This is a genomic window from Rhodococcus sp. UFZ-B548 (genome assembly GCF_903819475.1).
Lineage (GTDB): Bacteria > Actinomycetota > Actinomycetes > Mycobacteriales > Mycobacteriaceae > Rhodococcus_F > Rhodococcus_F erythropolis.
On record NZ_CAIJDS010000029.1, the window covers coordinates 63,835 to 86,080 of the forward strand.

20 protein-coding genes and 1 tRNA gene are annotated in these 22,246 nt (G+C 64.4%); 10 read left to right on the forward strand and 11 right to left on the reverse strand.

Annotated features, from left to right (window positions below; all coding sequences use genetic code 11):
- The first annotated feature begins 173 nt into the window (after positions 1 to 173).
- Together H7C86_RS22735 and H7C86_RS22740 are read left to right on the forward strand one after the other, a co-directional pair.
- Positions 174 to 890, forward strand: a complete 717-nt coding sequence (locus H7C86_RS22735) for a hypothetical protein (protein WP_182262280.1) — start codon at positions 174 to 176, stop codon at positions 888 to 890.
- Positions 891 to 963: 73 nt separating this feature from the next.
- Positions 964 to 1,045, forward strand: a tRNA-Leu gene (locus H7C86_RS22740).
- A gap of 57 nt (positions 1,046 to 1,102) precedes the next feature.
- Here H7C86_RS22740 and H7C86_RS22745 read toward each other — a convergent pair.
- Positions 1,103 to 1,822, reverse strand: coding sequence for an aspartate/glutamate racemase family protein (locus tag H7C86_RS22745; RefSeq protein WP_019749146.1), 720 nt, complete (start codon positions 1,820 to 1,822; stop codon positions 1,103 to 1,105).
- Positions 1,823 to 2,068: 246 nt separating this feature from the next.
- Here H7C86_RS22745 and H7C86_RS22750 point away from each other — a divergent pair, with 246 nt between their 5' ends.
- Entirely contained in the window at positions 2,069 to 2,476 is a 408-nt protein-coding gene (locus tag H7C86_RS22750) for a hypothetical protein (protein ID WP_021333455.1), read from the forward strand.
- On the forward strand, positions 2,473 to 2,853 hold the full coding sequence (locus tag H7C86_RS22755; RefSeq protein ID WP_003945334.1) for a DUF3817 domain-containing protein: 381 nt from the start codon (positions 2,473 to 2,475) through the stop codon (positions 2,851 to 2,853). Before H7C86_RS22750 ends, H7C86_RS22755 begins: the two co-directional genes overlap by 4 nt.
- 63 nt (positions 2,854 to 2,916) lie before the next feature.
- Here H7C86_RS22755 and rdgB read toward each other — a convergent pair whose 3' ends face one another.
- The 7 genes from rdgB to clpS form a co-directional block, all read right to left on the reverse strand.
- Complete coding sequence (rdgB, locus tag H7C86_RS22760; RefSeq protein WP_084324795.1) at positions 2,917 to 3,525, reverse strand: RdgB/HAM1 family non-canonical purine NTP pyrophosphatase; 609 nt, start codon at positions 3,523 to 3,525, stop codon at positions 2,917 to 2,919.
- A gap of 3 nt (positions 3,526 to 3,528) precedes the next feature.
- Positions 3,529 to 4,314, reverse strand: a complete 786-nt coding sequence (rph, locus tag H7C86_RS22765) for a ribonuclease PH (protein WP_003945332.1) — start codon at positions 4,312 to 4,314, stop codon at positions 3,529 to 3,531.
- Between the two features lie 52 nt (positions 4,315 to 4,366).
- Positions 4,367 to 5,125: a cyclic nucleotide-degrading phosphodiesterase gene (locus H7C86_RS22770; RefSeq protein ID WP_007733274.1), complete on the reverse strand. Its 759-nt coding sequence runs from the start codon at positions 5,123 to 5,125 to the stop codon at positions 4,367 to 4,369.
- Positions 5,126 to 5,222: 97 nt separating this feature from the next.
- Complete coding sequence (locus tag H7C86_RS22775) at positions 5,223 to 5,882, reverse strand: rhomboid family intramembrane serine protease (RefSeq protein WP_020970033.1); 660 nt, start codon at positions 5,880 to 5,882, stop codon at positions 5,223 to 5,225.
- A gap of 92 nt (positions 5,883 to 5,974) precedes the next feature.
- Complete coding sequence (locus H7C86_RS22780; protein WP_182262281.1) at positions 5,975 to 7,042, reverse strand: P1 family peptidase; 1,068 nt, start codon at positions 7,040 to 7,042, stop codon at positions 5,975 to 5,977.
- On the reverse strand, positions 7,039 to 7,629 hold the full coding sequence (locus H7C86_RS22785; protein WP_003945318.1) for a DUF2017 domain-containing protein: 591 nt from the start codon (positions 7,627 to 7,629) through the stop codon (positions 7,039 to 7,041). The genes H7C86_RS22780 and H7C86_RS22785 overlap by 4 nt, the downstream gene beginning before the upstream one ends.
- Before the next feature lie 56 nt (positions 7,630 to 7,685).
- The gene (gene clpS, locus H7C86_RS22790) at positions 7,686 to 7,997 is read right to left on the reverse strand and encodes an ATP-dependent Clp protease adapter ClpS (protein ID WP_029255695.1); all 312 of its coding nucleotides are present in this window, start codon (positions 7,995 to 7,997) and stop codon (positions 7,686 to 7,688) included.
- Positions 7,998 to 8,118: 121 nt separating this feature from the next.
- Here clpS and H7C86_RS22795 point away from each other — a divergent pair, with 121 nt between their 5' ends.
- From H7C86_RS22795 to H7C86_RS22805, 3 genes are read left to right on the forward strand one after another with little or no spacing between them, the layout of a single operon-like run.
- Positions 8,119 to 9,459, forward strand: a complete 1,341-nt coding sequence (locus tag H7C86_RS22795; RefSeq protein WP_029255696.1) for a nicotinate phosphoribosyltransferase — start codon at positions 8,119 to 8,121, stop codon at positions 9,457 to 9,459.
- The gene (locus H7C86_RS22800) at positions 9,456 to 10,103 is read left to right on the forward strand and encodes an isochorismatase family protein (protein ID WP_182262282.1); all 648 of its coding nucleotides are present in this window, start codon (positions 9,456 to 9,458) and stop codon (positions 10,101 to 10,103) included. Before H7C86_RS22795 ends, H7C86_RS22800 begins: the two co-directional genes overlap by 4 nt.
- Before the next feature lie 9 nt (positions 10,104 to 10,112).
- Positions 10,113 to 12,161, forward strand: coding sequence for an ATP-dependent DNA helicase (locus tag H7C86_RS22805; protein ID WP_182262283.1), 2,049 nt, complete (start codon positions 10,113 to 10,115; stop codon positions 12,159 to 12,161).
- Positions 12,162 to 12,229: 68 nt separating this feature from the next.
- Here the strand turns inward: H7C86_RS22805 and glgP are convergent, their stop codons facing one another.
- Entirely contained in the window at positions 12,230 to 14,830 is a 2,601-nt protein-coding gene (glgP, locus tag H7C86_RS22810) for an alpha-glucan family phosphorylase (RefSeq protein WP_182262284.1), read from the reverse strand.
- Between the two features lie 200 nt (positions 14,831 to 15,030).
- Here glgP and H7C86_RS22815 point away from each other — a divergent pair, with 200 nt between their 5' ends.
- From H7C86_RS22815 to H7C86_RS22825, 3 genes are read left to right on the forward strand one after another with little or no spacing between them, the layout of a single operon-like run.
- Positions 15,031 to 17,055: an alpha-1,4-glucan--maltose-1-phosphate maltosyltransferase gene (locus H7C86_RS22815; RefSeq protein WP_020970040.1), complete on the forward strand. Its 2,025-nt coding sequence runs from the start codon at positions 15,031 to 15,033 to the stop codon at positions 17,053 to 17,055.
- The gene (glgB, locus tag H7C86_RS22820; RefSeq protein WP_182262285.1) at positions 17,055 to 19,256 is read left to right on the forward strand and encodes a 1,4-alpha-glucan branching protein GlgB; all 2,202 of its coding nucleotides are present in this window, start codon (positions 17,055 to 17,057) and stop codon (positions 19,254 to 19,256) included. The genes H7C86_RS22815 and glgB overlap by 1 nt, the downstream gene beginning before the upstream one ends.
- Complete coding sequence (locus H7C86_RS22825) at positions 19,256 to 20,704, forward strand: neutral zinc metallopeptidase (protein WP_182262290.1); 1,449 nt, start codon at positions 19,256 to 19,258, stop codon at positions 20,702 to 20,704. The genes glgB and H7C86_RS22825 overlap by 1 nt, the downstream gene beginning before the upstream one ends.
- 18 nt (positions 20,705 to 20,722) lie before the next feature.
- Here the strand turns inward: H7C86_RS22825 and H7C86_RS22830 are convergent, their stop codons facing one another.
- A complete protein-coding gene (locus H7C86_RS22830; protein WP_029538373.1) occupies positions 20,723 to 21,619 on the reverse strand; it encodes a tetratricopeptide repeat protein in 897 nt (298 codons plus the stop codon).
- Between the two features lie 105 nt (positions 21,620 to 21,724).
- Complete coding sequence (locus H7C86_RS22835; protein ID WP_020908283.1) at positions 21,725 to 22,087, reverse strand: DUF3817 domain-containing protein; 363 nt, start codon at positions 22,085 to 22,087, stop codon at positions 21,725 to 21,727.
- Between the last annotated feature and the right edge of the window lie 159 nt (positions 22,088 to 22,246).

Here is a 22,246-nt window from a genome sequence, read left to right on the forward strand (position 1 = left end):
CTGGGACTGTTACCGGGATTTTCAGAAACCTGAGGAACCCCTCATATTTATTGTTACCAATTCGTGACCTCCTTGACGGACGGTCGATCCCGTGCGTTCCGGGCCACCATCTGTCGGACCCCCTCGCTACGTTCAGCGCGTCCACACCGGACGACTTCTCGGGGGGAGAAAACATGAAAGACACAGACGTAGTCAGAGCGGCCGAATTCATCGGCGCCGAGCTTCCGCGCGAGGCGTGGCCGCATTGGAATCAGGGATGGCCGCGCGAGTCCGAAGCCGCCCTTCTCGACGCGATCTTCTCGTCGCGCGCCGCCTACGGAACACCGAAGACCGGAGTCCGCGCCGTCGTCGACCGTTGGCGCACACACCGCTCGGTAGCCGCAGGCGAACACCTCGACAGCTTGTCCGCTCTCGCCGCCTTCACCGACCGTGGCGACGAGCTCGCAACGATTCTCGGCAATCGCCAGCGCGTGCCGGGCAACTACTTCACCAAAGCCGAAGGCGCGGCTCGTGCGGCCAAAGCGCTCGCCGACGCCGGTTGCCGGTGCGGTGCCGACGTCGAGGACACCGAAGGCCTCCGTTCGGCAGTCGTCTCCGTTCCAGGCCTGGGCCCCAGGACCTTCGAGACGCTGGTGTTCCTGTCCGGGAAGTTGACGGCAACTTCGATAGATCTACTTGCACGGTTCGCCACCGAAGCAAGCAGTAGCGAGGAATTGTTGTCGAGCACCGACGCAGCCGAGTTGCTAGTTGCGGTTGCCGAACATCTCGATGTCGATGTTCCAACACTCACCCACGCTGCGTGGCGGTATCAACGCACGGCCGAGCAACCTCGCCGATCGAAGAAATCCACCATGCCGCCCGCAGCGGATCCACTCGCCCCAACGGCCTGAGAGCGGGCGGGCGCATCCCGACCAGGGTGGTGTGCCCACGAGCGATTCCACTCGCGTATCCTTTGAATTCCGCGCGCGAGTGGCGGAATTGGCAGACGCGCTGGATTTAGGTTCCAGTGTCTCAGGACGTGGGGGTTCAAGTCCCCCCTCGCGCACAACGAAAAGCCCCGCCGGATCAGATCCGGCGGGGCTTTTTCAGTTCTTGATCAGGCTCAGCGCTTTCGTGCCTTGACCGGCGGGGTCATGTACGTCGTCCGGCTCGGCGTCAGCCCCAGACGGACCGAGCTCTCCAACCACGTGATCGCCGACGCCGTCGGATCCACAACCGGAACGTGAATCCCTTTGCCATGCAGCCTGTCTCGGACTGCACTGGTCACACCGAGCATCCCGGTGCAACCGAGAACGACGGAATCGGCCTCGCCGTTCTGCACTGCCGCAGACGCCTGAGCGGCCAGTCGATCGATCAGTTCCTCCCGATCGGTGAGGCCAAGCACCGGCATGTCCACGACTCGAATACTGCCCAGCCGACTATCGAGCCCATACCGCCGAGTGAGCGATCGCAGCATCGGCACGACGTTCGGCAGGATAGTCACGACACCGACGCGATCGCCCAGACTCATCGCTGTCAGAAATGACGGCTCGAAGCCGCCGACCACCGGTGCGTCGATGATCTCTCGGGCGGCATGCACTCCGGGATCGGCGAAACACGTGATGAATACACCGTCGACGCCGTCGACTGCCGCCTCTTCGACCCGCTGCACGATCCCGGGGCCGGCCAGTGCCTCGTCGTACTCGGACTCGATGCTCGCCGTGCCAGAGAGCAGTGACACGACATCGACCGTCGTGCCGGGCGCCGCCCAGTGCTCCACCTCGTCTGTCACCGCCGGAGTCAGTGTGGTGTCGATGACCGGGCGAATCACTCTGATGTGCATGAAACACTCCCCTGCTTTCGGATACGCCCGAGGTTATCGATGCAGCACAGCTGGGTGAATGTGTTCAGTGCCTGGCGGTGCGGTGTTGGATGGGCATAGCGCACATGCTGCTTCTGCGACACGCCGTGGCACGGCCTCTACGACACGCCGTGGCACGGCTTCTACGACACGCCGTGGCACGGCTTCTACGACACCGTGTCGGAGATCGCAGGGCGAGGCACTATAGCTCTCAGGTACCGTCTTAGTGTGTCCAAGAACGCTACTAAACGCCGACCTGCGCTGATTCTGCTGGTCATCGTGTCAGCTGCCGGCTGCCTCGCGCTCGGCTGGTGGCAGTGGGAGCGCTTCGAAGCCGTCGGAGGCTCGGGACAGAATCTCGGGTACGCGTTCCAGTGGCCGCTGTTCGCGGCGTTTGTCGTGTACGCGTATCGCAAGTTCGTTCAGCTCGAAGACGTGGACCCCGAAGAGGCCGAAGCCGAGGAAGCCGCCGCGGAGCCGCGTGAGATTCCCGCCGACCTCTTGCCGCAACGCCCGCAGGCCGAGTTCGACGATGTGAACCTCGACGTCGACGACCCTGAAGCCCGCCAAATGCTGGAATACAACGACTACCTTGCGCAGCTCGCCGCTCGCGAGTCCGATAGGAGCACGACGTGAGTACCGGTTCGGAAGCGAGCATCGCTACCCCCGCAGTCAACGCAGAAAAGCAGAAGAAGGTTGCGTCGGCGCTCGTCCGATACCGCGTTCTCGCCTGGATCACCGGTCTCTGGCTGCTGTTCCTGACCGGCGAGATGGTCTACAAGTACCTGATTCTCGACAATTCGGCGGACGCACCGTCGTGGTTGTTCTACATCGGCCAGATCCACGGCCTGTTCTACATGCTCTATCTCGTGTTCACGATCGACTTGGCGATCAAGGCCCGGTGGAAGCCCGGTACGACGGTTGCCACCGCGCTCGCCGGCACGATCCCGTTCCTGTCGTTCGTGTTCGAGCACAAGCGGACTGCCCAGGTGAAGCAGGCTTATCAGCTCTGAGAGTTTCGAAAAGTAGAGCCCTGAACGCAGACGCGTTCAGGGCTCTACTTTTCGAAATTCGGTTCAGCCGGCCAGTGCCGCCAGCGCGGGAACGAGCTGCACGAGCGCGCGCCCTCGATGTGACGCCGCATCCTTCTCGGCCGGGGTGAGTTCTGCGGCAGAGCGGGTGTCGCCGTCCGGACGGAAGATGGGGTCGTATCCGAAGCCCCCGTCGCCGGCTGGTTCTCGGCCGATCACCCCGCGCCATTCGCCGCGCACGACAGTCTCGTCGCCGCCGGGGATCACCAGTGCACAGGCGGAGACGAATGCCGCGCCGCGCCGCTCGTCTGGCACGTCTCCCAGCTGAGCCAGGACAAGCGCCGTGTTGTCGCCGTCGTTTCCGTGAGTGCCCGACCATCGCGCGGACAGCACGCCGGGCATACCGTTGAGTGCATCGATCTCGACACCGGAATCATCTGCGATGCAAGGCATTCCGGTTGCCGCCGCGCCGTCACGCGCCTTGGCGAGTGCATTCTCCTCGAACGTCGCCCCGGTCTCGGGGGCCTCGGGGAACGGCGGCACCTCGTCGAGCCCGACCAGTTCGATTCCGTTCACTCCAGCGGCGTCGAGCACCCGGTGAAGTTCCTTCAGTTTCTTGGCATTTCGGCTGGCAACCAGTACTCGTACGCTCACAGCTCAGGCACCGAACTTCTTTTTGGGTTCCGGATTCTTCGGTTCGGGTAGCACCCCGGGATACGGCTCGGCCAACGCTTGACGCTGGATCTCGAAAAGTTGCTCACAACCAGCCAGAGCGGAGTCGAGCAGCTTGTCCAGCGTCGAGCGTGGGAACGTGGCACCCTCACCGGTTCCCTGAATTTCCACCAGCGTGCCGGTATCGGTGGCCACGACATTCATGTCGACCTCGGCGCGCGAATCCTCTTCGTACGGAAGATCGAGGCGCACTCGTCCGTCCACGACGCCGACGCTGACGGCCGCTATGCCACACGAGATGGGCTGAGGGTCGGAGAGCAGGTCGGCTGCGCGCAGGTACGTCACGGCGTCGACCAGGGCCACGTACGCCCCCGTCACTGCCGCGGTGCGGGTACCGCCGTCGGCCTGGAGGACATCACAGTCGAGGGCGATGGTGTTCTCGCCGATCGCAGCGAGATCGATGCAGGCCCGAAGTGATCGGCCGATGAGTCGACTGATCTCCTGCGTACGGCCGCCGACCTTGCCCTTGACCGATTCGCGGCCACTGCGCGTGTGCGTGGCGGCGGGAAGCATCGCGTATTCGGCTGTCAGCCAACCCAAGCCGGAGCCCTTGCGCCAGCGGGGTACGCCCTCTTCGACGCTGGCCGTGCACATCACGCGAGTGTTCCCGAACTCGACCAGAACGGATCCGGCCGGATGACTGGTGAACCCGCGGGTGATCTTGACCGTGCGGAGCTCGTCGTCCGCCCTACCGTCTTCTCGTGTAGTCACCTTCGTGAGCCTAGCGGTCGCCCGGTCGGCACTGCATCGAATGTGAGGGGAATCAGATGTCGTAGACGCTTCCGGCGGAGACGGCATGGACTGGTCCGGAGAATTCGGATTTCGCTTCGGCGATCACGTCTTCGCGGGAGGTCCACGGCGGGATGTGCGTGAGGAGAAGTTCCTTGACGCCGGCGAGGGCAGCCACACGGCCGGCTTCCTTACCGGAGAGGTGAACTCCCTCGGGGCGATCCGGACTGTCGGTCCACGAAGCTTCGGAGAGCAACACGTCCGCTCCACGGGCGAGTTCGACGACGTTGTCACACATACCCGTGTCACCGGTGTAGACGAGCACGCGGCCGTCGGCGCCGGTGATCCGGAAACCGTAAGCCTCGGGAGGATGATTCATCCGACGGGCGACGACGCTCAGTTCTCCGAACGTCACCGGCTCGTTCTCGGCCCAGAGCCGGACGTCGATGGTGTCGGAGATGTCATCCATCTCGCCGGCACACTCGGCGGAGGACACTCCGATGCGGCAGGCCGTGTCGGTGGGGCCGTAAACCAGAGCCCGCCCGACCGGCGGGTTGGGGTGATAGCGACGCCAGACGAGCAGGCCGGGCATGTCGAGACAGTGGTCCGCGTGAAGGTGCGAAAGCAGGATCGTCACCTCGCCCGGATCGGCGTATCGCTGCAACGCCCCAAGAACTCCCGGGCCGAAGTCGATCACGAGCGGCGGAGTTCCCGGTGCCGTGAGCAGGTATCCCGAAGCCGGTGAATCCGGACCCGTGACGCTGCCGGAACACCCCAGGACGGTCATGCGCATACCGGTCATGCTGCCACGTCTACCCGTCTGGAAAAAAGCTCTTGGTGGTTTTGGCGCGTCGAAGTCACACCGCAGCGAGGGTGTGACCCACGTCCGTTCAGAAACTCGGTGGTCGGACGGCCGGCGCCGACCCTGCGCGCTTGGCCCTCTCCCCCGACGTCAGCGCCCAGGCGGCCACCACGCCGCCGATCGCTCCGAACAGATGTCCTTGCCAGGAAACCCGCGGATCGCTCGGGAGAACGCCCCACAGCACTCCGCCGTACACGACGAAGACGGCAACGCCGATCAGGATCTGTGTGAAACTCCGCGTGAAGAACCCGCGCACCAGCAGGTAGGTGACCCAGCCGAAGATCAGCACGGACGCACCGACGTGATTCGAGTTCGAGCCGGCGAACAACCAGGTCCCGACACCGCCGATCACCCAGATGATGCCGGTCGCCGCGAGTCCGCGCGCAATTCCCGACACCAGCACGAGGAACCCGAGGATCAGGACCGGAATGGTGTTGGCAATCAGGTGAGCCCAGTCGTCGTGCAGGACCGGGGCGAACAGGATTCCCCACAGGCCGTCGAGCGTGCGCGGGGTGACGCCGGCATTCTGGACGTTCTGACCGGAGATGACATCCACGATCTCGATCACGTAGAGCAGGATCGCGAAGCCGCCCACCAACACGGCCGACTGCTTCCACACCGAGGGCGGACCTGATTTCGGTGCCGGCGTCCGGGTGCCGAAGTCCGGATTGTTGAAATCCATCGTCATCGTGTGCGTCCTCCACCGTCGATCCGGTTTTCTGATTCGGTCACTCGCGACCAGGCTCAATTCGAGATTACCGCCGATTCCAGGAGTGCTGCCTAGAGAAATGCCGACGGAAAGAGTTCGCGGTAGCTCGGGATTCCGGCTACCGACGTGGCGTCGAGAATCGCTGTGACGATCGCACGTTCGACAACCTGCGCCGAGGCGGCACACACCGCGTCGAGTATCGGCAGATCGTTCGGGAAAGCGGCCGGAACCGCGATCTCCGAATTCGGAGTGTGATCGCCGGTGGCGAGCGCAAAGATCGTGTCGCCGTCGAGTGGCGAATGCGCGGGCCGAATCGCACGAGCCAGACCGTCATGCCCTGCGACGGCGACGCGTCGGCACCCGGCTTTTGTCAAGGCGGCGTCAGTGGCGACCACACCGATCGTGGTGTTGAGGACTGTTCCCTTGGCTGCAACGGCGTTGGCCGCCGCGAGTTCGGACGCGTCGGGAAGCCTGAGCCCGAACGACTCCGCCCCGTCCGAGCCGACGCCCCACGGCAAGCCTGTTCTGGGATCGAAGACCGAACCCACCGGGTTCGCCACGATCAACGCGGAGACCGTCGTACCCTCGGCCGGGCCGTCGGCGATCACGACGCTGGCCGTTCCCACCCCACCCTTGAGCGCTCCGGCTCTGGCACCTACCCCGGCGCCGACCGTGCCCGTGGCGAATTCGCGCGAAGCGGTGTCGGCAGCGAGGAATCCGAAGTCTCCGGTCGGACGAACGGTCCAGTCCCCCACCGGCAGATCGAAGATCACGGCGCCGGGCACGATCGGTACCACCTGACCAGGAGCACCCATCGCGATCCCGCGATCGTGTTCCTCGAGCCAGCGCATCACTCCATCGGCCGCGGCAAGTCCGTAGGCACTACCGCCGGTCAACAGCACGGCATTGACCTGCTGGACCGAATGGCTCGGGTCGAGTAGGTCGGTCTCGCGGGTACCCGGACCGCCGCCGCGGACGTCGACTCCGGCATCCACACCGGCCGACGCGAGCACGACCGTGCAGCCGGTGGCTGCGCCGCTTCCGAGAGTGGCTCCCTCGTCGAGCTTGTGGTGATGACCGACAGCGAGGCCGGCGACATCTGTCAGTGAATCAGTGGGCCCGGTCCGCGTCGTGGTCATGGCATGAGCGCCTGGACGAGGGAGTCCTGCATCCACGTCAACCAGTGATAGACGTCGAGATGCGGGGCGCGCGGGTCGTCGGGTTCGAGGCTCTCCGGGGTGTCGGCGTCGATGCCGAGATTGGTTCCGAGCGCGAGACGGACGTCGTTGAGCGAGGACAGCCACGCATCGGCCTGTTCCTGCGTGAGAACGACCTTGCCGCCGGCCTCCGGAAGCGAAGCCAACAACATGCGAGCGGACTCACGCTTGGCGTCGATGATCTCGGGTTCGTGCAAACTACGCAGCGCGCCGTTGACATTGGCGCCGGCGTCGTCGAGATCGTCACTGTCCGGAGCGACCTTGTCCGGATCGGTGCGCTGGAAGTCGGGAAGCAAACGCGCCAACACCGGATTGTCGGGCGTCTCCGAGTTTCCGGTACGAAGGCCCGTCAGGGCAGCGAGCTCGTCTTGCGGCGCCGAAGACGCGCGCTCGTCGAGAAGCCCGGTCACCGACTCCACGAGCGAGCGCAGAACCGCCGCCTCGTGGCCGTCCATCTCGGACTTGAACTTCACTCCGCCGAGTGAACTCTTCCTACTCCACGTCCGCACGCGTCGGACTCCCGTCTACGAGTTAGGCGAACAAATCGGTCGAAAAAGTGCTTTTCTCAGGTGTCGTCGCGTTGCATCGTGGCCCATAGACCGGCAGCGTGGAGGCGACGAACATCGGCCTCCATCTTGTCGCGCGAACCGCTCGAGACCACGGCCTTGCCCTCCGAATGGACCTGCATCATCAGGTCGGTGGCCTTGGCTTTGCTGTAACCGAACAACTTCTGGAACACGTAAGTCACGTAATGCATGAGATTGACCGGGTCGTCCCAGACGATGGTCACCCATGGCCGATCTGCGGCTTCGATGGTCGCAACAGCCTCCGACTGCTCGGGCGTGGCTTGAGGAGAGGAAGCCGTAGCGCCTCTCATCGTTACGTTCGCCGAGTAAGTGCCGGACACGGTCGCGCCGCCGAAAACCATGTATCCAGGGTACGGCGCGACGAGAGGCGACAACACCCACCCACGTCGTCTCGCGCATAGAGTTGTGTGCGTGCCTACGCAAATTTCCGACATCCGCGACGCCGGTGCCAGCACCGCACTGCTCACCGATCAGTACGAACTGACCATGCTCTCGGCGGCTCTCGCCGACGGATCTGCCTTCCGCAACTGCAGTTTCGAGGTATTCGCACGGCGGCTGCCAGACGGTCGTCGCTACGGCGTCGTCGCCGGTACCGAACGCCTTCTCGACGCACTCGAGCAGTTCCGGTTCGGTGAACCGGAACTGGCGATCGTTGCGAGATTCCTCGACGACACGACCGTCGAGTGGCTGCGCAACTATCGATTCACCGGTGACATCGACGGCTACCGCGAGGGCGACTTCTACTTCCCCGGCTCACCGATCCTCTCGGTCCGCGGAACGTTCGCCGAGTGCGTCATCCTCGAAACCTTGATTCTCTCGATCCTCAACCACGACAGCGCGATCGCTTCGGCCGCAGCCCGCATGGTGAGCGCAGCGGGCGGTCGACGGATGATCGAGATGGGCTCGCGTCGCACACACGAACAGGCCGCCGTCGCCGCTTCACGTGCCGCGTATCTCGCCGGCTTCGACGCCACCTCCAACCTCGAAGCCGCGCGGCGTCACGACGTACCCAGCGCGGGTACCAGTGCACACGCCTTCACTCTCCTGCACACCACCGAAGACGGTCCGGACGAGGCAGCGGCATTCCGCGGTCAGGTCGCGGCACTCGGCGTATCCACCACGTTGCTCGTCGATACCTACGACATCACCGAGGGTGTGAAAACGGCTGTCGCCGTTGCCGGTCCCGAGCTGGGCGGGGTTCGCATCGACTCCGGCGATCTTGGCGTTCTTGCTCGTCAGGTACGCCAACAACTCGACGATCTCGGTGCTACCAAGACACGCATCGTCGTCTCCGGCGACCTGGACGAGTACGCGATCGCGGCTCTGCGCGCCGAACCCGTCGACTCGTACGGCGTCGGTACTTCACTGGTCACCGGATCAGGCGCACCCACCGCAGGCATGGTTTACAAGCTGGTCGAGGTCGACGGAATCGCGGTCGAGAAGAGAAGCACCAACAAGGCATCTCGCGGCGGCGCCAAGAAGGCACTGCGCGTGGTTCGCCCGACCGGAACGATCGTCGAAGAAGTCATCTACCCTGCCGGCTCGCCCGCTCCGGTTTCCGAGGCGGACGGCGCGACCGAACTGCTGATCCCGTTGGTTCGCGAAGGCAAGGTCGTCGAGAGCGCACCGACGCTCGAAGAGAGCCGCGCAGTTCTGAAGGCCGGGCTCGTGAGCCTGCCGTGGGAAGGACTCAAGCTCTCGCGCGGAGACTCGGCTGTGCCCGTTCGATTCTCCGGAGGTGAGCACCAGTGAGTGCAAAAGCACTGATCGTCGTCGACGTTCAGAACGATTTCTGTGAAGGTGGCGCTCTCGCGGTCGACGGCGGCGCTGCGGTTGCGGCGGCCGTCAACGATTTCGTCAACTCCCACGAGTACGACGCCGTAGTCGCGACTCGCGATTTCCACATCGATCCTGGGGCGCATTTCTCCGAGACCCCAGACTTCGTCGACAGTTGGCCGATTCACTGCGTCGTCGGGACGGCCGGCGCCGAGTTCCACCCGGCGTTCGACGCTTCCGTCGCCGGTTCGGCGATCTTCTCCAAGGGCGCCTACAGCGCGGCCTATTCCGGTTTCGAAGGAGCAGCCGTGGACGGCACGACGCTCGAGGACTGGCTCCGCGCCCACAAGATCACCGACGTCGACGTGATCGGCATTGCCACAGATCACTGTGTCAAGGCCACGGCCATCGACGCGGCGCGCGCGGGATTCGCCACGACGGTCCTTCTCCCCTTCACCGCAGGTGTGTCGACTGCCACGATCGAGTCGGCATTGGTACAGATGCAGGAGGCGGGAGTGCAGCTGATCGGGCGAGACGAGGCGTCGTCGGAAGAAGACTCGAATGCCGGGGAACTACCCCGGGAATCATCCGTGGACGTTTCTGACGTAGGGATCCATTAACCTTCGTGGGTGGCCGATCAACTCCCGAACGTTCCCGAACTGCTCCAGACAGCGGTGCGGTCGCTCGGCGGTGCCGAACGAACCAGTCAGCTGACGATGGCGTCGGCCGTGGCGCACTCGATCGACACGGGCGAGCATCTGGCCGTCCAGGCCGGCACCGGTACCGGTAAGTCACTCGCCTACCTCGTTCCGAGCCTGCGCCATGCGGTCGAGTCTGGGCGCACTGTGGTCGTGTCCACCGCCACCATCGCGCTTCAGCGCCAGCTCGTCGATCGAGATCTGCCACGGCTGGCCGATGCACTGAAGAAGCCACTCGGCCGGCGCGCCGAGTTCGCAATCCTCAAGGGCCGCAACAACTACCTGTGCATGAACAAGATCCACACCGGCGCGTCCGAACAGCCACCCGAGGACGAGTTGTTCGATCCGTTCACGGTCTCGCGTCTCGGCCGGGAGGTCGTCCGCCTCACCGAATGGTCCTCCGACACCGAAACCGGTGATCGTGACGAATTGGTACCGGGCGTATCCGATCAGGCGTGGCGGCAGGTCAGCGTCACCTCCCGCGAGTGCATCGGAAAGAACCAGTGCCCGGTCGGTGAGGACTGCTTCGCCGAGCGCGCCCGCGTCGAGGCGTCTAAGGCCGACGTCGTCGTCACCAACCACGCACTGCTCGCTATCGACGCCATCACCGGCATCCAGATCCTCCCTGACCATGACGTCGTGGTGATCGACGAAGCCCACGAGTTGGTCGACCGCGTCACCGGCGTTGCCACGGCCGATCTCACAGCTTCGTCGATCAGTGCCGCGGCCAGGCGTTGCGGCAAGATCGCCGAAGAGCAGGACGCCGACCGACTCGAAGCTGCCGGCGAGGGTTGGGCGGGACTCCTCGAGGAATTGCGTCCAGGTCGATGGGAAGGCCTCCCGGACGGGGCAGCCCCCGCACTGGCCGCGATACGCGATGCGGCCTGGTCGCTGCGCACCGCGATCGGTCCGGCCAAACCGGGCATGGCAGCCGCAGACCCCGAAGCCGCTGCAGCCCGCAACGCTGCGCTCTCGTCCGTCGACGACGTCCACGACAGTGCCGTGCGTATTCTCACCGCCTTCGACGAACCAGACCCGGCCAAGCGCAAGGACGTCGTCTGGCTGTCCTCGGACGAGTTCCGCGGATCGGTTCGGCGCTCCGTCCGGATGGCTCCGCTCTCCGTCGGTGGATTGCTGCGCTCGCGACTGTTCGCCGAATCCACCGTCGTTCTCACCTCCGCGACGCTGACCGTCGGCGGATCGTTCGACGGTCTCGCCGTCAACTGGGGCCTTCCTGCGGAATCGTCGGTGCGCCCTGACTCGGGTACGGCCATCGGCACCGAAGCACCTTCTGACGCTTCGGCTTTCCGCTGGAACTCACTCGACGTCGGGTCGCCCTTCGACCATGCCAAGGCCGGCATCATCTACATCGCCCGCCACCTGCCCACGCCCGGCCGAGACGGCCTCTCCCCGGCCTATCTCGACGAGATCGCCGAACTCGTCGAGGCCGCCGGCGGACGCACCCTCGGCTTGTTCTCCTCGATGCGCGCCGCCAAAGCCGCGTCGGAGGCGATGCGCGAACGCCTCGACACCCCGATCCTGTGCCAGGGCGACGACGCCACCGGCACCCTCGTCAAGGCCTTCGCCAAGGACGAACCCACGTCACTGTTCGGCACGTTGTCCCTGTGGCAGGGCGTCGATGTCCCTGGCCCATCGCTGAGCCTCGTCATCTTGGACCGGATTCCGTTCCCGCGCCCGGACGATCCACTGTTGATGGCTCGCCAACAAGCCATCGAATCCCATGGCGGTAACGGCTTTCTCAGCGTCTCGGCCAATCACGCGGCGCTGCTCCTGGCACAGGGCGTGGGTCGCCTGCTTCGCAGCACCGACGACAAGGGCGTGGTGGCCGTGCTCGATCCGCGTCTGGCCACGGCGAGATACGCGGGTTACCTTCGCGCATCGCTGCCGCCCTTCTGGGAGACGACCAACCCCGAAGTCGTCCGCAAGGCGCTCACCCGCATCCGCGACTCACGTCCCTGAGCCAGTTCTCACGCGGACACAATTCTGCCCCGGTACCGACCGAACGGACCGGGGCAGAATGCAATACGTCAGACGCTCGGAGTGGTCACCAACCCGAGTTCGGACGCATCGACCAACAACCGGTGATGCGGCAGCACCCGCACGGTGTATCCCACGGAACCGGAGACCGGAAGCGCAACCTCGGCTTCGAAGATCTCGGTTCCTTCCTCGGCGCCGAAGTGTGTCATCGGGAACGTCACCACGTCGGTGAGTTCCTCGCCCGGACTGACGCGTCCCAGGACTGCCTGGACCTGGACATCCGAGACCGACAAGCCGCCGAGGCGGACCTTGGCCTTCAACGAGATGGTCGCACCGATCTCCGGAGTGTCCGGCAAGCCGGAACCGTCCACCTGCTCGACGGCGACCGACGGCCACTGCGATTCGATGCGACGACGGAACTCGGCCACCTCACGCGCGCCGGCAAAATCGTCCGCCACTACCGCTCGAGCTGATTCCGCCGAAGGGGCGTAGTAGTCGACGGCGTAGTCACGAACCATGCGTGATGCCAACACCTTCGGGCCCAGATTCTCGAGGGTGTGGCGAACCCTCTCGACCCAGCGTGTCGGCAGATCGGCTGCATCACGGTCGTAGAACGTCGGCAGTACCGCGTGCTCGAGAAGTTCGTAGAGCGCGCTGGCTTCCAGATCGTCACGCCGCACGTCGTCGAGAACACCGTCGGCCGTCGGAATGGCCCACCCGTTCTCGCCGTCGTACATCTCGTCCCACCATCCGTCGCGAATGGAGAGGTTGAGTCCACCGTTGAGCGCGGACTTCATGCCGGAAGTGCCGCACGCCTCGAGTGGGCGAAGTGGGTTGTTGAGCCACACGTCGCAGCCCCAGTAGAGGTACCGGGCCATCGACATGTCGTAGTCGGGCAGGAAGACGATGCGGTGACGCACATCCGCTTCGTCGGCGAACCGTACGACCTGCTGGATGAGTGCCTTACCGCCGTCGTCGGCGGGGTGCGACTTACCGGCCACCACCAACTGCACCGGACGCTTGTCGTCGAGCAACATCGCACGCAGACGCTCGGGATCACGCAGCATCAGCGTCAACCGCTTGTACGTAGGCACGCGCCTGGCGAATCCGACTGTCAAGACGTTGGGATCGAAAACTCCAGTGGTCCAGCCGAGTTCAGCTTCGGTCGCGCCGCGTTCGAGCCACGACGCTCGGACGCGACGACGGACTTCGTCGACCAACTTGCCGCGCAACGCATTACGTGTTTCCCACAGTTCGGTGGCCGACAACTCGTGTAGGCGCTCCCAACCTCGCGCTTCTTCGAGTTGCTCCTGCCCCACGATCCGCCTGGCCACGTCCATCCACTCCGGCGCAGCCCACGTCGGAGCGTGGACACCGTTGGTGACCGATCCGATCGGCACCTCGTCGGCGTCGAATCCCGGCCAGAGTCCGTTGAACATGTCGCGACTGACGATGCCGTGCAACTTCGAGACGCCATTGGCTCGCTGGCCCAGGCGAAGACCCATGTGCGCCATGTTGAAGATCGACGGATCGGATTCGCGCCCCATCCCGACGATGCGGTCGACGGTCAGTCCAGGAAGCAAACTCGATTCGTTCTCGCCGTTCGCTCCGCCGAAGTAGTGACGGACCAGATCCGCCGGGAAGCGGTCGATTCCGGCGGGAACCGGAGTATGCGTCGTGAAGACCGTTCCGGCGCGGACCGCGGCCAGAGCCGAATCGAAGTCCAGACCGCTGGTGGTCACAAGTTCCCGAATCCGTTCGATGCCGAGGAATCCGGCATGCCCCTCGTTCATGTGGAAAACCTCGGGATCGGGCAATCCGTACGCCGCGGTGTAGGCACGCACCGCGCGGACGCCGCCGATACCTGCGAGGATCTCCTGCTTGATGCGGTGATCCTGGTCCCCACCGTAAAGACGGTCAGTGACGCCGCGCAGATCCGCGTCGTTCTCGGAGATGTCGGAATCGAGCAGCAGCAACGGCACTCGTCCGACCTGAGCGATCCACACTCGCGCACGCAGCACTCGTCCACCGGGCATGGCGACGTGAATGACAACCGGTGATCCGTCGTCGGAAGTCGGGCCTGCGTCCGTCAGCAAACGAAGAGGCAACCCTTGAGGGTCGTGCGGCGGGTAGTGCTCGGCCTGCCAACCGTCGGCGGTCAGCGACTGGCGGAAGTAGCCGGATCGGTAGAGCAGTCCGACGCCGATAAGCGGCAGCCCGAGGTCGGACGCGGCCTTGAGGTGATCGCCCGCGAGGATGCCCAATCCGCCGGAGTAGTTGGGCAGAACTTCGCTGACTCCGAACTCCATGGAGAAGTACGCAATTCCGCCGGCCAACGATGTGCCCTTGGCCTGCTGGGACTGATACCAGCGCGGCGTGCTCAGATAGGCATCGAGATCGGCTGCTGCAGTGTCGAGGTCACCGAGAAATGCCTCGTCACTGCTGAGTTCGTCGAGACGGGTGGGGTTGACTTCCCCGAGCATGCGGACCGGATCGAACTGGACTGCTTGCCAGAGTTCGGGGTCGAGTCGCGAGAACAGATCCTGTGTCTCGGGATGCCACGACCACCGAAGGTTGGTGGACAGGGGGCCGAGCGCGGCGAGGCGCTCCGGAATGTGGGCTCGGACAGTGAACCGACGCAAGGCTTTCACCCCGCGAACCCTAGTCGAGTTCCTTGCACTCTGTCCGGTGGAACCGAACGCCCGAGCCGACCTGACCACCGACAGACCCGAATTCGTCGTTATCAGCCTGGCGGCTTCGCCGTTATCAGCACTCCAGCGCCGCACCCACTACGGTTGGACCCGGCGAAAGAAAGTTTTACCGCGATCCATCATCAGAAATGGAGCTTCCCGTGTCAGGACGCCTCGGTATCGACGACGTGGTACCCGAGATCTCGGGTAACTATCCGGCAAAGGCCGTGGTCGGTGAAGTCTTCCCGGTGCACGCCACCGTGTGGAGAGAAGGCCACGACGCCATTTCCGCCACTCTTGTCGTGCGTGGTCCGCGCGGTACCAAGCCGCTGCGCATTCCGATGGATCCCGGGACCGAACCGGACACCGTCGACGCGGTGTTCACGCCGTCCGCCGAAGGTATGTGGTCGTTCCGGATCGAGGCGTGGAGCGATCCCATCGCCACCTGGAAGCACGCCGTGGAAGCAAAGCTCGCCGTCGGGCAAGGGGCGGCCGAATTGGCCAACGACCTGGAAATCGGTGCGCGCCTGTTCGAAAAGGCCGCGCACGAAGTGCCGCGGGGCAACAGGTCCAGGCTCGAGGCCGTCACGGCGTCGCTGCGCAGCGATCAGGCGCTGACTGCTCGCGTCGCTCCGGCCTTCGCCTCCGACGTCGCCGAACTGCTCCGCGCTACTCCACTTCGCGAACTGGTCACCAAGGGCGAGTCCCACCCTGTCGTCGTCGATCGCAGCCGTGCGCTGTTCGGCTCCTGGTACGAGTTCTTCCCCCGTTCGACCGGTGGATGGGACGAGAACGGAGTACCGCAGCACGGCACGTTCCGTACCTCTGCCGAAGACCTGCCCCGCATCGCCGCAATGGGTTTCGACGTCGTCTACCTTCCGCCGATCCATCCCATCGGCGAGATCAACCGCAAGGGTCGCAACAACACCCTCACCCCCGAACCCGGCGACGTTGGTTCGCCGTGGGCGATCGGCTCTGCCGACGGCGGGCACGACGCCGTTCACCCGCAACTCGGCACGCTCAAGGACTTCAAGGCCTTCGTCGCTGCGGCCCGCAAGCTGGATCTCGAAGTGGCACTGGATCTCGCGCTGCAGTGCGCCCCGGATCATCCATGGGCTCAGAAGCATCCGGAGTGGTTCAACGTCCTTCCCGACGGCACCATCGCCTACGCCGAGAACCCGCCCAAGAAGTATCAGGACATCTACCCGATCAACTTCGACACCGATCCTCGCGGTCTGGACAAGGAAATCCTGCGCGTGGTCCGCCACTGGATCAACGCCGGAGTCAAGATCTTTCGTGTCGACAACCCGCACACCAAGCCGCCCAACTTCTGGGAGACACTCATCTCGGAAGTCAAGAAAACCGACCCCGACGTCTTGTTCCTCGCCGAGGCTTTCACTCGTCCGGCGCGCATGTACGGCCTTGCCAGGCGCGGGTTCACGCAGTCGTACACGTACTTCACCTGGCGAGTTGCGAAGTGGGAGCTCACCGAATTCGGTAACGAGCTGGCGGCAAAGGCCGACGAAGCCCGACCGAACCTTTTCGTGAACACACCGGACATCCTGCACGAGTCCCTCCAGCACGGTGGGCCCGGAATGTTTGCACTGCGAGCAGCTCTCGCCGCCACCCTGGCGCCGACGTGGGGCGTCTACTCCGGTTACGAACTCTACGAACATCAAGCCGTTCGCCCCGGCAGCGAGGAATACCTCGACTCCGAGAAGTACGAACTTCGGCCGCGCCGTTTCGCCGAAGCAGCCGCGCGAGGCGAATCTCTCGAGCCGTGGATCACCGCTCTCAACCGCATCCGGCGTGCACACCCGGCCCTGCAGCAGTTGCGGAACCTGCACTTTCACCACATCGACAACGACGCGTTGATCGCCTACTCGAAGTTCGACGCCTCGACCGGCGACGCCGTCCTGACGGTGATCAACCTCAACCCGTTCGCGGCAGAAGAGGGCACCGTCTGGTTGGACATGCCGGCGCTCGGCCGCGAATGGCACGACCACATGACCGTGCTCGACGAGGTTACCGGTGAGCAGTTCAATTGGGGCCAGGCCAATTTCGTCCGCCTCGAGCCCTGGCGTTCGGTGGCGCACATCCTCGCGCTCCCACCCGTTCCGTATCCGGCCCGGATCTCTCTGGCCTACCAAGCTCGCAATGCGCACCGCGCAGGTGGAGGCAAGTGATGCCAACCGAAAAGTCCCCTTCGGGTATCGCGCCGGACAATCACGATCTGGAACTGTTGGCGCGCGGTGAACATCACGATCCGCACAGTGTCCTCGGCGCCCATCCCCACGCCGACGGCACCGTTCTTCGAGCGTTGCGTCCCAACGCCGAGTCCGTCAGCGCCGTCATCGGCGGCAAAACCTTTCCTCTCGAACATGTTTCGAACGGGATCTTCGCGGCCCTGGCCCCCTACCCAGACCTGATCGACTATCGCTATTCCGTGACGTACCCGGGTGGCCACACGGTTCTCGCAGCCGACCCTTACCGATTCCTGCCGACTCTCGGTGAACTCGACCTTCACCTGTTCGGCGAAGGTCGGCACGAACGACTGTGGGACATCCTCGGCGCACATCCGCGTTCGTACGAGACACCGGACGGACCCGTCGACGGCACCTCGTTCGCCGTCTGGGCTCCGGCCGCCCGCGGCGTGACCGTCGTCGGCGACTTCGACGGGTGGAGTGGGCAATTCGCCCCCATGCGAGTCCTCGGCTCCACCGGGGTCTGGGAACTCTTCCTGCCCGACATCGCAGTCGGTTCGCTGTACAAGTTCCGGGTCCACGGCCACGACGGCTCGGTTCGCGACAAGGCCGATCCCATGGCATTCGGTACCGAGGTACCGCCGGCGACGGCGTCGCGAGTGACCACCAGTTCGCACGAATGGAACGACGCGGCCTGGCTGGAAACCCGCGCTGGTGTCGACCCTTCGCAGTCCCCGATGAGCGTGTACGAGGTGCACCTCGGATCGTGGCGTCCGGGACTCGACTACCGGCAGATGGCCGAGCAACTCGCCGTATACGTCACCGAAACCGGATTCACCCACGTCGAACTGCTGCCCGTCTCCGAGCATCCGTTCGGTGGATCGTGGGGGTACCAGGTCACCTCGTACTACGCACCGACCTCCCGCTTCGGCACCCCGGATGACTTCCGGTGGTTCGTCGACCACCTGCATGCCGCAGGGATAGGCGTCATCGTCGACTGGGTGCCTGCGCACTTCCCCAAAGACGAATGGGCGCTTGCCCGTTTCGACGGAACGCCGTTGTACGAGCACGCCGATCCGCGTCGCGGCGAGCAGTTGGACTGGGGCACATACGTATTCGACTTCGGTCGCCGCGAGGTCCGGAACTTCCTCGTCGCCAACGCGCTCTTCTGGCTCGAGGAGTTCCACATCGACGGACTGCGCGTCGACGCCGTCGCATCGATGCTGTACCTGGACTACTCACGTCCGGAAGGTGGATGGACTCCCAACATTCACGGTGGCCGCGAGAATCTCGAAGCTGTTGCGTTCCTGCAGGAGATGAACGCCACCGTCCACAAGAACCACCGAGGAGTCGTCACCGTCGCCGAGGAGTCGACGGCGTGGCCCGGAGTCACTCGGGCGACCAATGTCGGTGGCCTCGGGTTCAACATGAAATGGAACATGGGGTGGATGCACGACACCCTCGGATTCCTCGGTCACGACCCGGTGCACCGGACTTACCACCATCACGAGATCACTTTCTCGCTGATGTACGCGTGGAGTGAGAACTACCTGCTACCGATCAGCCATGACGAAGTGGTGCACGGCAAGGGAACTCTGTGGACCCGGATGCCCGGCAACGACTTCGCCAAGGCGTCCGGCCTACGCTCACTGCTTGCGTACATGTGGGCGCATCCGGGCAAGCAACTGCTGTTCATGGGACAGGAGTTCGGTCAGAGCGCGGAATGGTCCGAAGAACGCGGCCTCGACTGGTGGCAACTCGACGATCAGTACACCGGCACTCTCCACCGCGGCGTCCAGCGACTGGTCGGAGATCTCAACTCCGCGTACCGACGCCATCCGGCGATGTGGACCCTCGACACCTCCCCCGGCGGATACTCCTGGATCGACGCCAACGACACCGAGAACAACGTCCTCAGTTTTCTGCGTTACGGTACTGACGGTTCGATTGTCGCCTGCCTGTTCAACTTTTCGGGCAGTGAGCACTCGAGCTACCGCGTCGGGCTACCAGAGCCCGGCCGATGGGTGGAAATTCTCAACACCGATGCCGAGGTGTATGGCGGCTCCGGAGTCGGGAACCTCGGAGCGGTCACGGCAACGTCGCGTTCGTGGCACGGTCGGCCAGCCTCCGCACAGGTGGCGCTGCCAGCTGCTGGAGCGATTTGGATAAGTCTGGAGCGTTGATGGTCGGCCGGCGAGTAGTCATTGTCACGTCGTCACTGTTCGCAGTGGCCGCACTGCTCGCCGGTTGTGCCAGCGGAACGAACGGGCACGCCGTCTCGATCTATCACGATCCGTTCCGCGTCGCCGGACTCGACGCAACAGCAGGCCCCAGCGGATTGCGCCCGGGAGCCCCCAATGCCGACCGAGCAATCACCGGTACCGACGGCGGGGACATCGACGCCCTGGCGGCCAATGCCATCACCGACATCGAAACTTACTGGGCCGCCGAGTACCCGGCTCTGTTCGACAAGCCCTTCGAGCCGGTCGACGAGCTGATCTCGTGGGACCCCACCGAATCGAACAGCCCGGACTTCTGCGAAGAGACCACCGAAGAACTCATCAACGCCGGGTACTGCAGCATCGATCACACCATCGGTTGGGATCGCGAACTGCTACTGCCCGAGGTACGCGAGAAGTTCGGCGAAGTGGCCGTCGCCTTCATCTTCGCGCACGAGTACGGCCACGCCGTTCAACGCAAAGCCGGGATCGTCGGCGGCAAACGAGATGCGGCCCTGGTGCGAGAACAGCAAGCCGACTGTTTCGGTGGCGCCTTCTTGCGACACGTCGCCGAGGACAAGGCCGCACACTTCACGATGAACACCTCCGACGGCCTCAACAAGGTGTTGGCCTCGGCGGTCGCCATCCGCGACGAAGACCCTAATGATCCTGAGAGCCACCATGGTTCGGCGTTCGAGCGCGTCACCGCCACTCAGATCGGCTTCACCGACGGCGCCGGCGCCTGCGCGAAGATGGACGCCGACGAAATCGAGTCACGACGCGCAGACCTCCCGCAGCAATTCGCCGAAGGCAACGACTCCGGAGAACTGCCTGTCACCGAGGCAACGCTCGACGAGTTCGTGAAGACATTCCAAGCGATCTTCGATCTACCCGAGCCGCCGAAGGTCGTGTTCACCGGCGCAGACACCGGGTGCAGCGACGCCGTTGCGACCGAGCCCGTCTCGTACTGCCCGTCGACGAACACCATCGGAATCAGCGTCGACGACCTGGCCGAGCGCGGCACGCCGGGTCGCGTCGGACGGCGCGAGTTGATCCAGACCAACATCACCGGTGACTACAACGCCTACGTCCTGCTCGCGTCGCGGTACACCCTCGCGATGCAGAAGGAGAACGGCCAATCGCTCGACACTCCGCAGACTGCCTTGCGCGCCGCCTGCCTGTCCGGCGTCATCACCGCAGCGCTCAGTCCCACCAACGCCGCGGCGTCCGGGGCTCAGGTCACACTCTCCCCTGGTGACCTCGACGAAGCCGTATCGGGGCTGCTGACCGACGGCCTTGCTGCCAGTGACGTCAACGGTGAGACGGTGCCGAGCGGGTTTGCACGCGTAGACGCGTTCCGGACCGGCGTACTGGGTGGCCGGGAAGTGTGCGACAGCCGCTACACGGAGTAGCGGCTGCCGGTCCACACGTCAGTAGAGAGCGGAAGCCAACTTACGTCGGGCCGCGATGACGATCGGTTCTGCCGGGTCGAACAGTTCGAACAGCTCGAGCAGGCGCGTCCGCGCTGCGGCCTTGTCGTCGCCGGCGGTTCGCGAAACCACCGAGATCAAGCGCGCGAACGCCGCCTCGGGTTGCTGGGCGAACATTTCCAGGTCGGCCGCAGCGAACTGCAGTTCGAGATTGGACGGATCAGCATCCGCGGCCGCGATCGACTCGGGATCGACGCCCTGAACCCGGGCCATGAACTTCACCTGGCGGACAGCGCTCTTGGCCTCCGCATTGTTGGGTTCGGCGTCGAGAATCATCTGGTACGCAGCGATGGCGGCGTCGAGATCGCCCCCGTCCAGCGCGGTTTCAGCGGCCACGAAGCGTGGATCCTCGACCTCCTCCACCGGTTCGTCCCCGTCGGACACCGGCCCACTCAACTTGCCCTCGACAGCTTGGAGCACTGCGTCGAACCACTGGCTGAGCTGCGCCTCTGGCTGAGCGCCCTGAAAATCGGCCAACGGCTGACCAGCTGCGACGGCAACAACCGTCGGCACCGACTGGACACCGAATGCCTGCGCGATGCGAGGACTCACGTCGACGTCGACGTTGGCAAGAATCCACTTGCCGCCGGCGCGCGCCGCCAATGATTCGAGAACTTCGGTGAACACGACCGAGGGCTCGTATGCGCGGCCACCGATGTTGACGATGACCGGCACCTGGCTCGACTTCAGCAGGACTTCGCTTTCGAAGTTCTCCTCGGTCACCTCGATCACTGCCTCGGAGACAGCAGAAACGGCCCCGTCGCCGCTGGTGTTACGCGGCGGTGGTGGGGCCGTGGCCCGCTCTTTGAAGGCGGACAAGTCGACTGCGCCGCTCATGGCGGCAGCAACTGCGGACGAACGCGCGGGGGGCCTGGAACCTGGTCGAGTCACGACTCCCAGTTTGTCACGAGTTGCGCGAAGCTACGTAGAGGGATGCAGCACTCAGACGAGCGCCGCGTTGCCCTTGGACGCCTCGAACTCCGTGGACAGCTCGCCGAGCTTGCCGTTTCGCACTGCCCAGCGTTCGAATATGACGGTGCCGAACGGGGGAACGCTCGAGATCAGCGCAAGGATCGTGGTCTTGATATCCCACTTGAGCGACCACGCAGTCAGCAGAGCAACAACGATGAACACCAGGAAGCCCGCGGTGCCGTGGACCATTCCGGGGATGCGAATCGCTTCTTCGTGTCCGAGGACCCACTTGAAGAACATGGCAACCAGCAAGGCCGCCCAGGTCACAGCTTCCCACCACGCCACCAGACGGAAGCGTTTCGCGGGAGTGGATACGTCAAAGATGTTCGCCATGAGGCCATTGTGCCCGAACAACTACGACGCCCCGTAGTTGTGTGAGCAAAACCACGGGGCGTCGCAGAGCGAGAGCGCTCGTTCAGGTGTATTTAGACACTCAAGCCTTGGGGACGCGGATGATGAGTGCGTCGCCTTGTCCGCCGCCGCCGCAGAGTG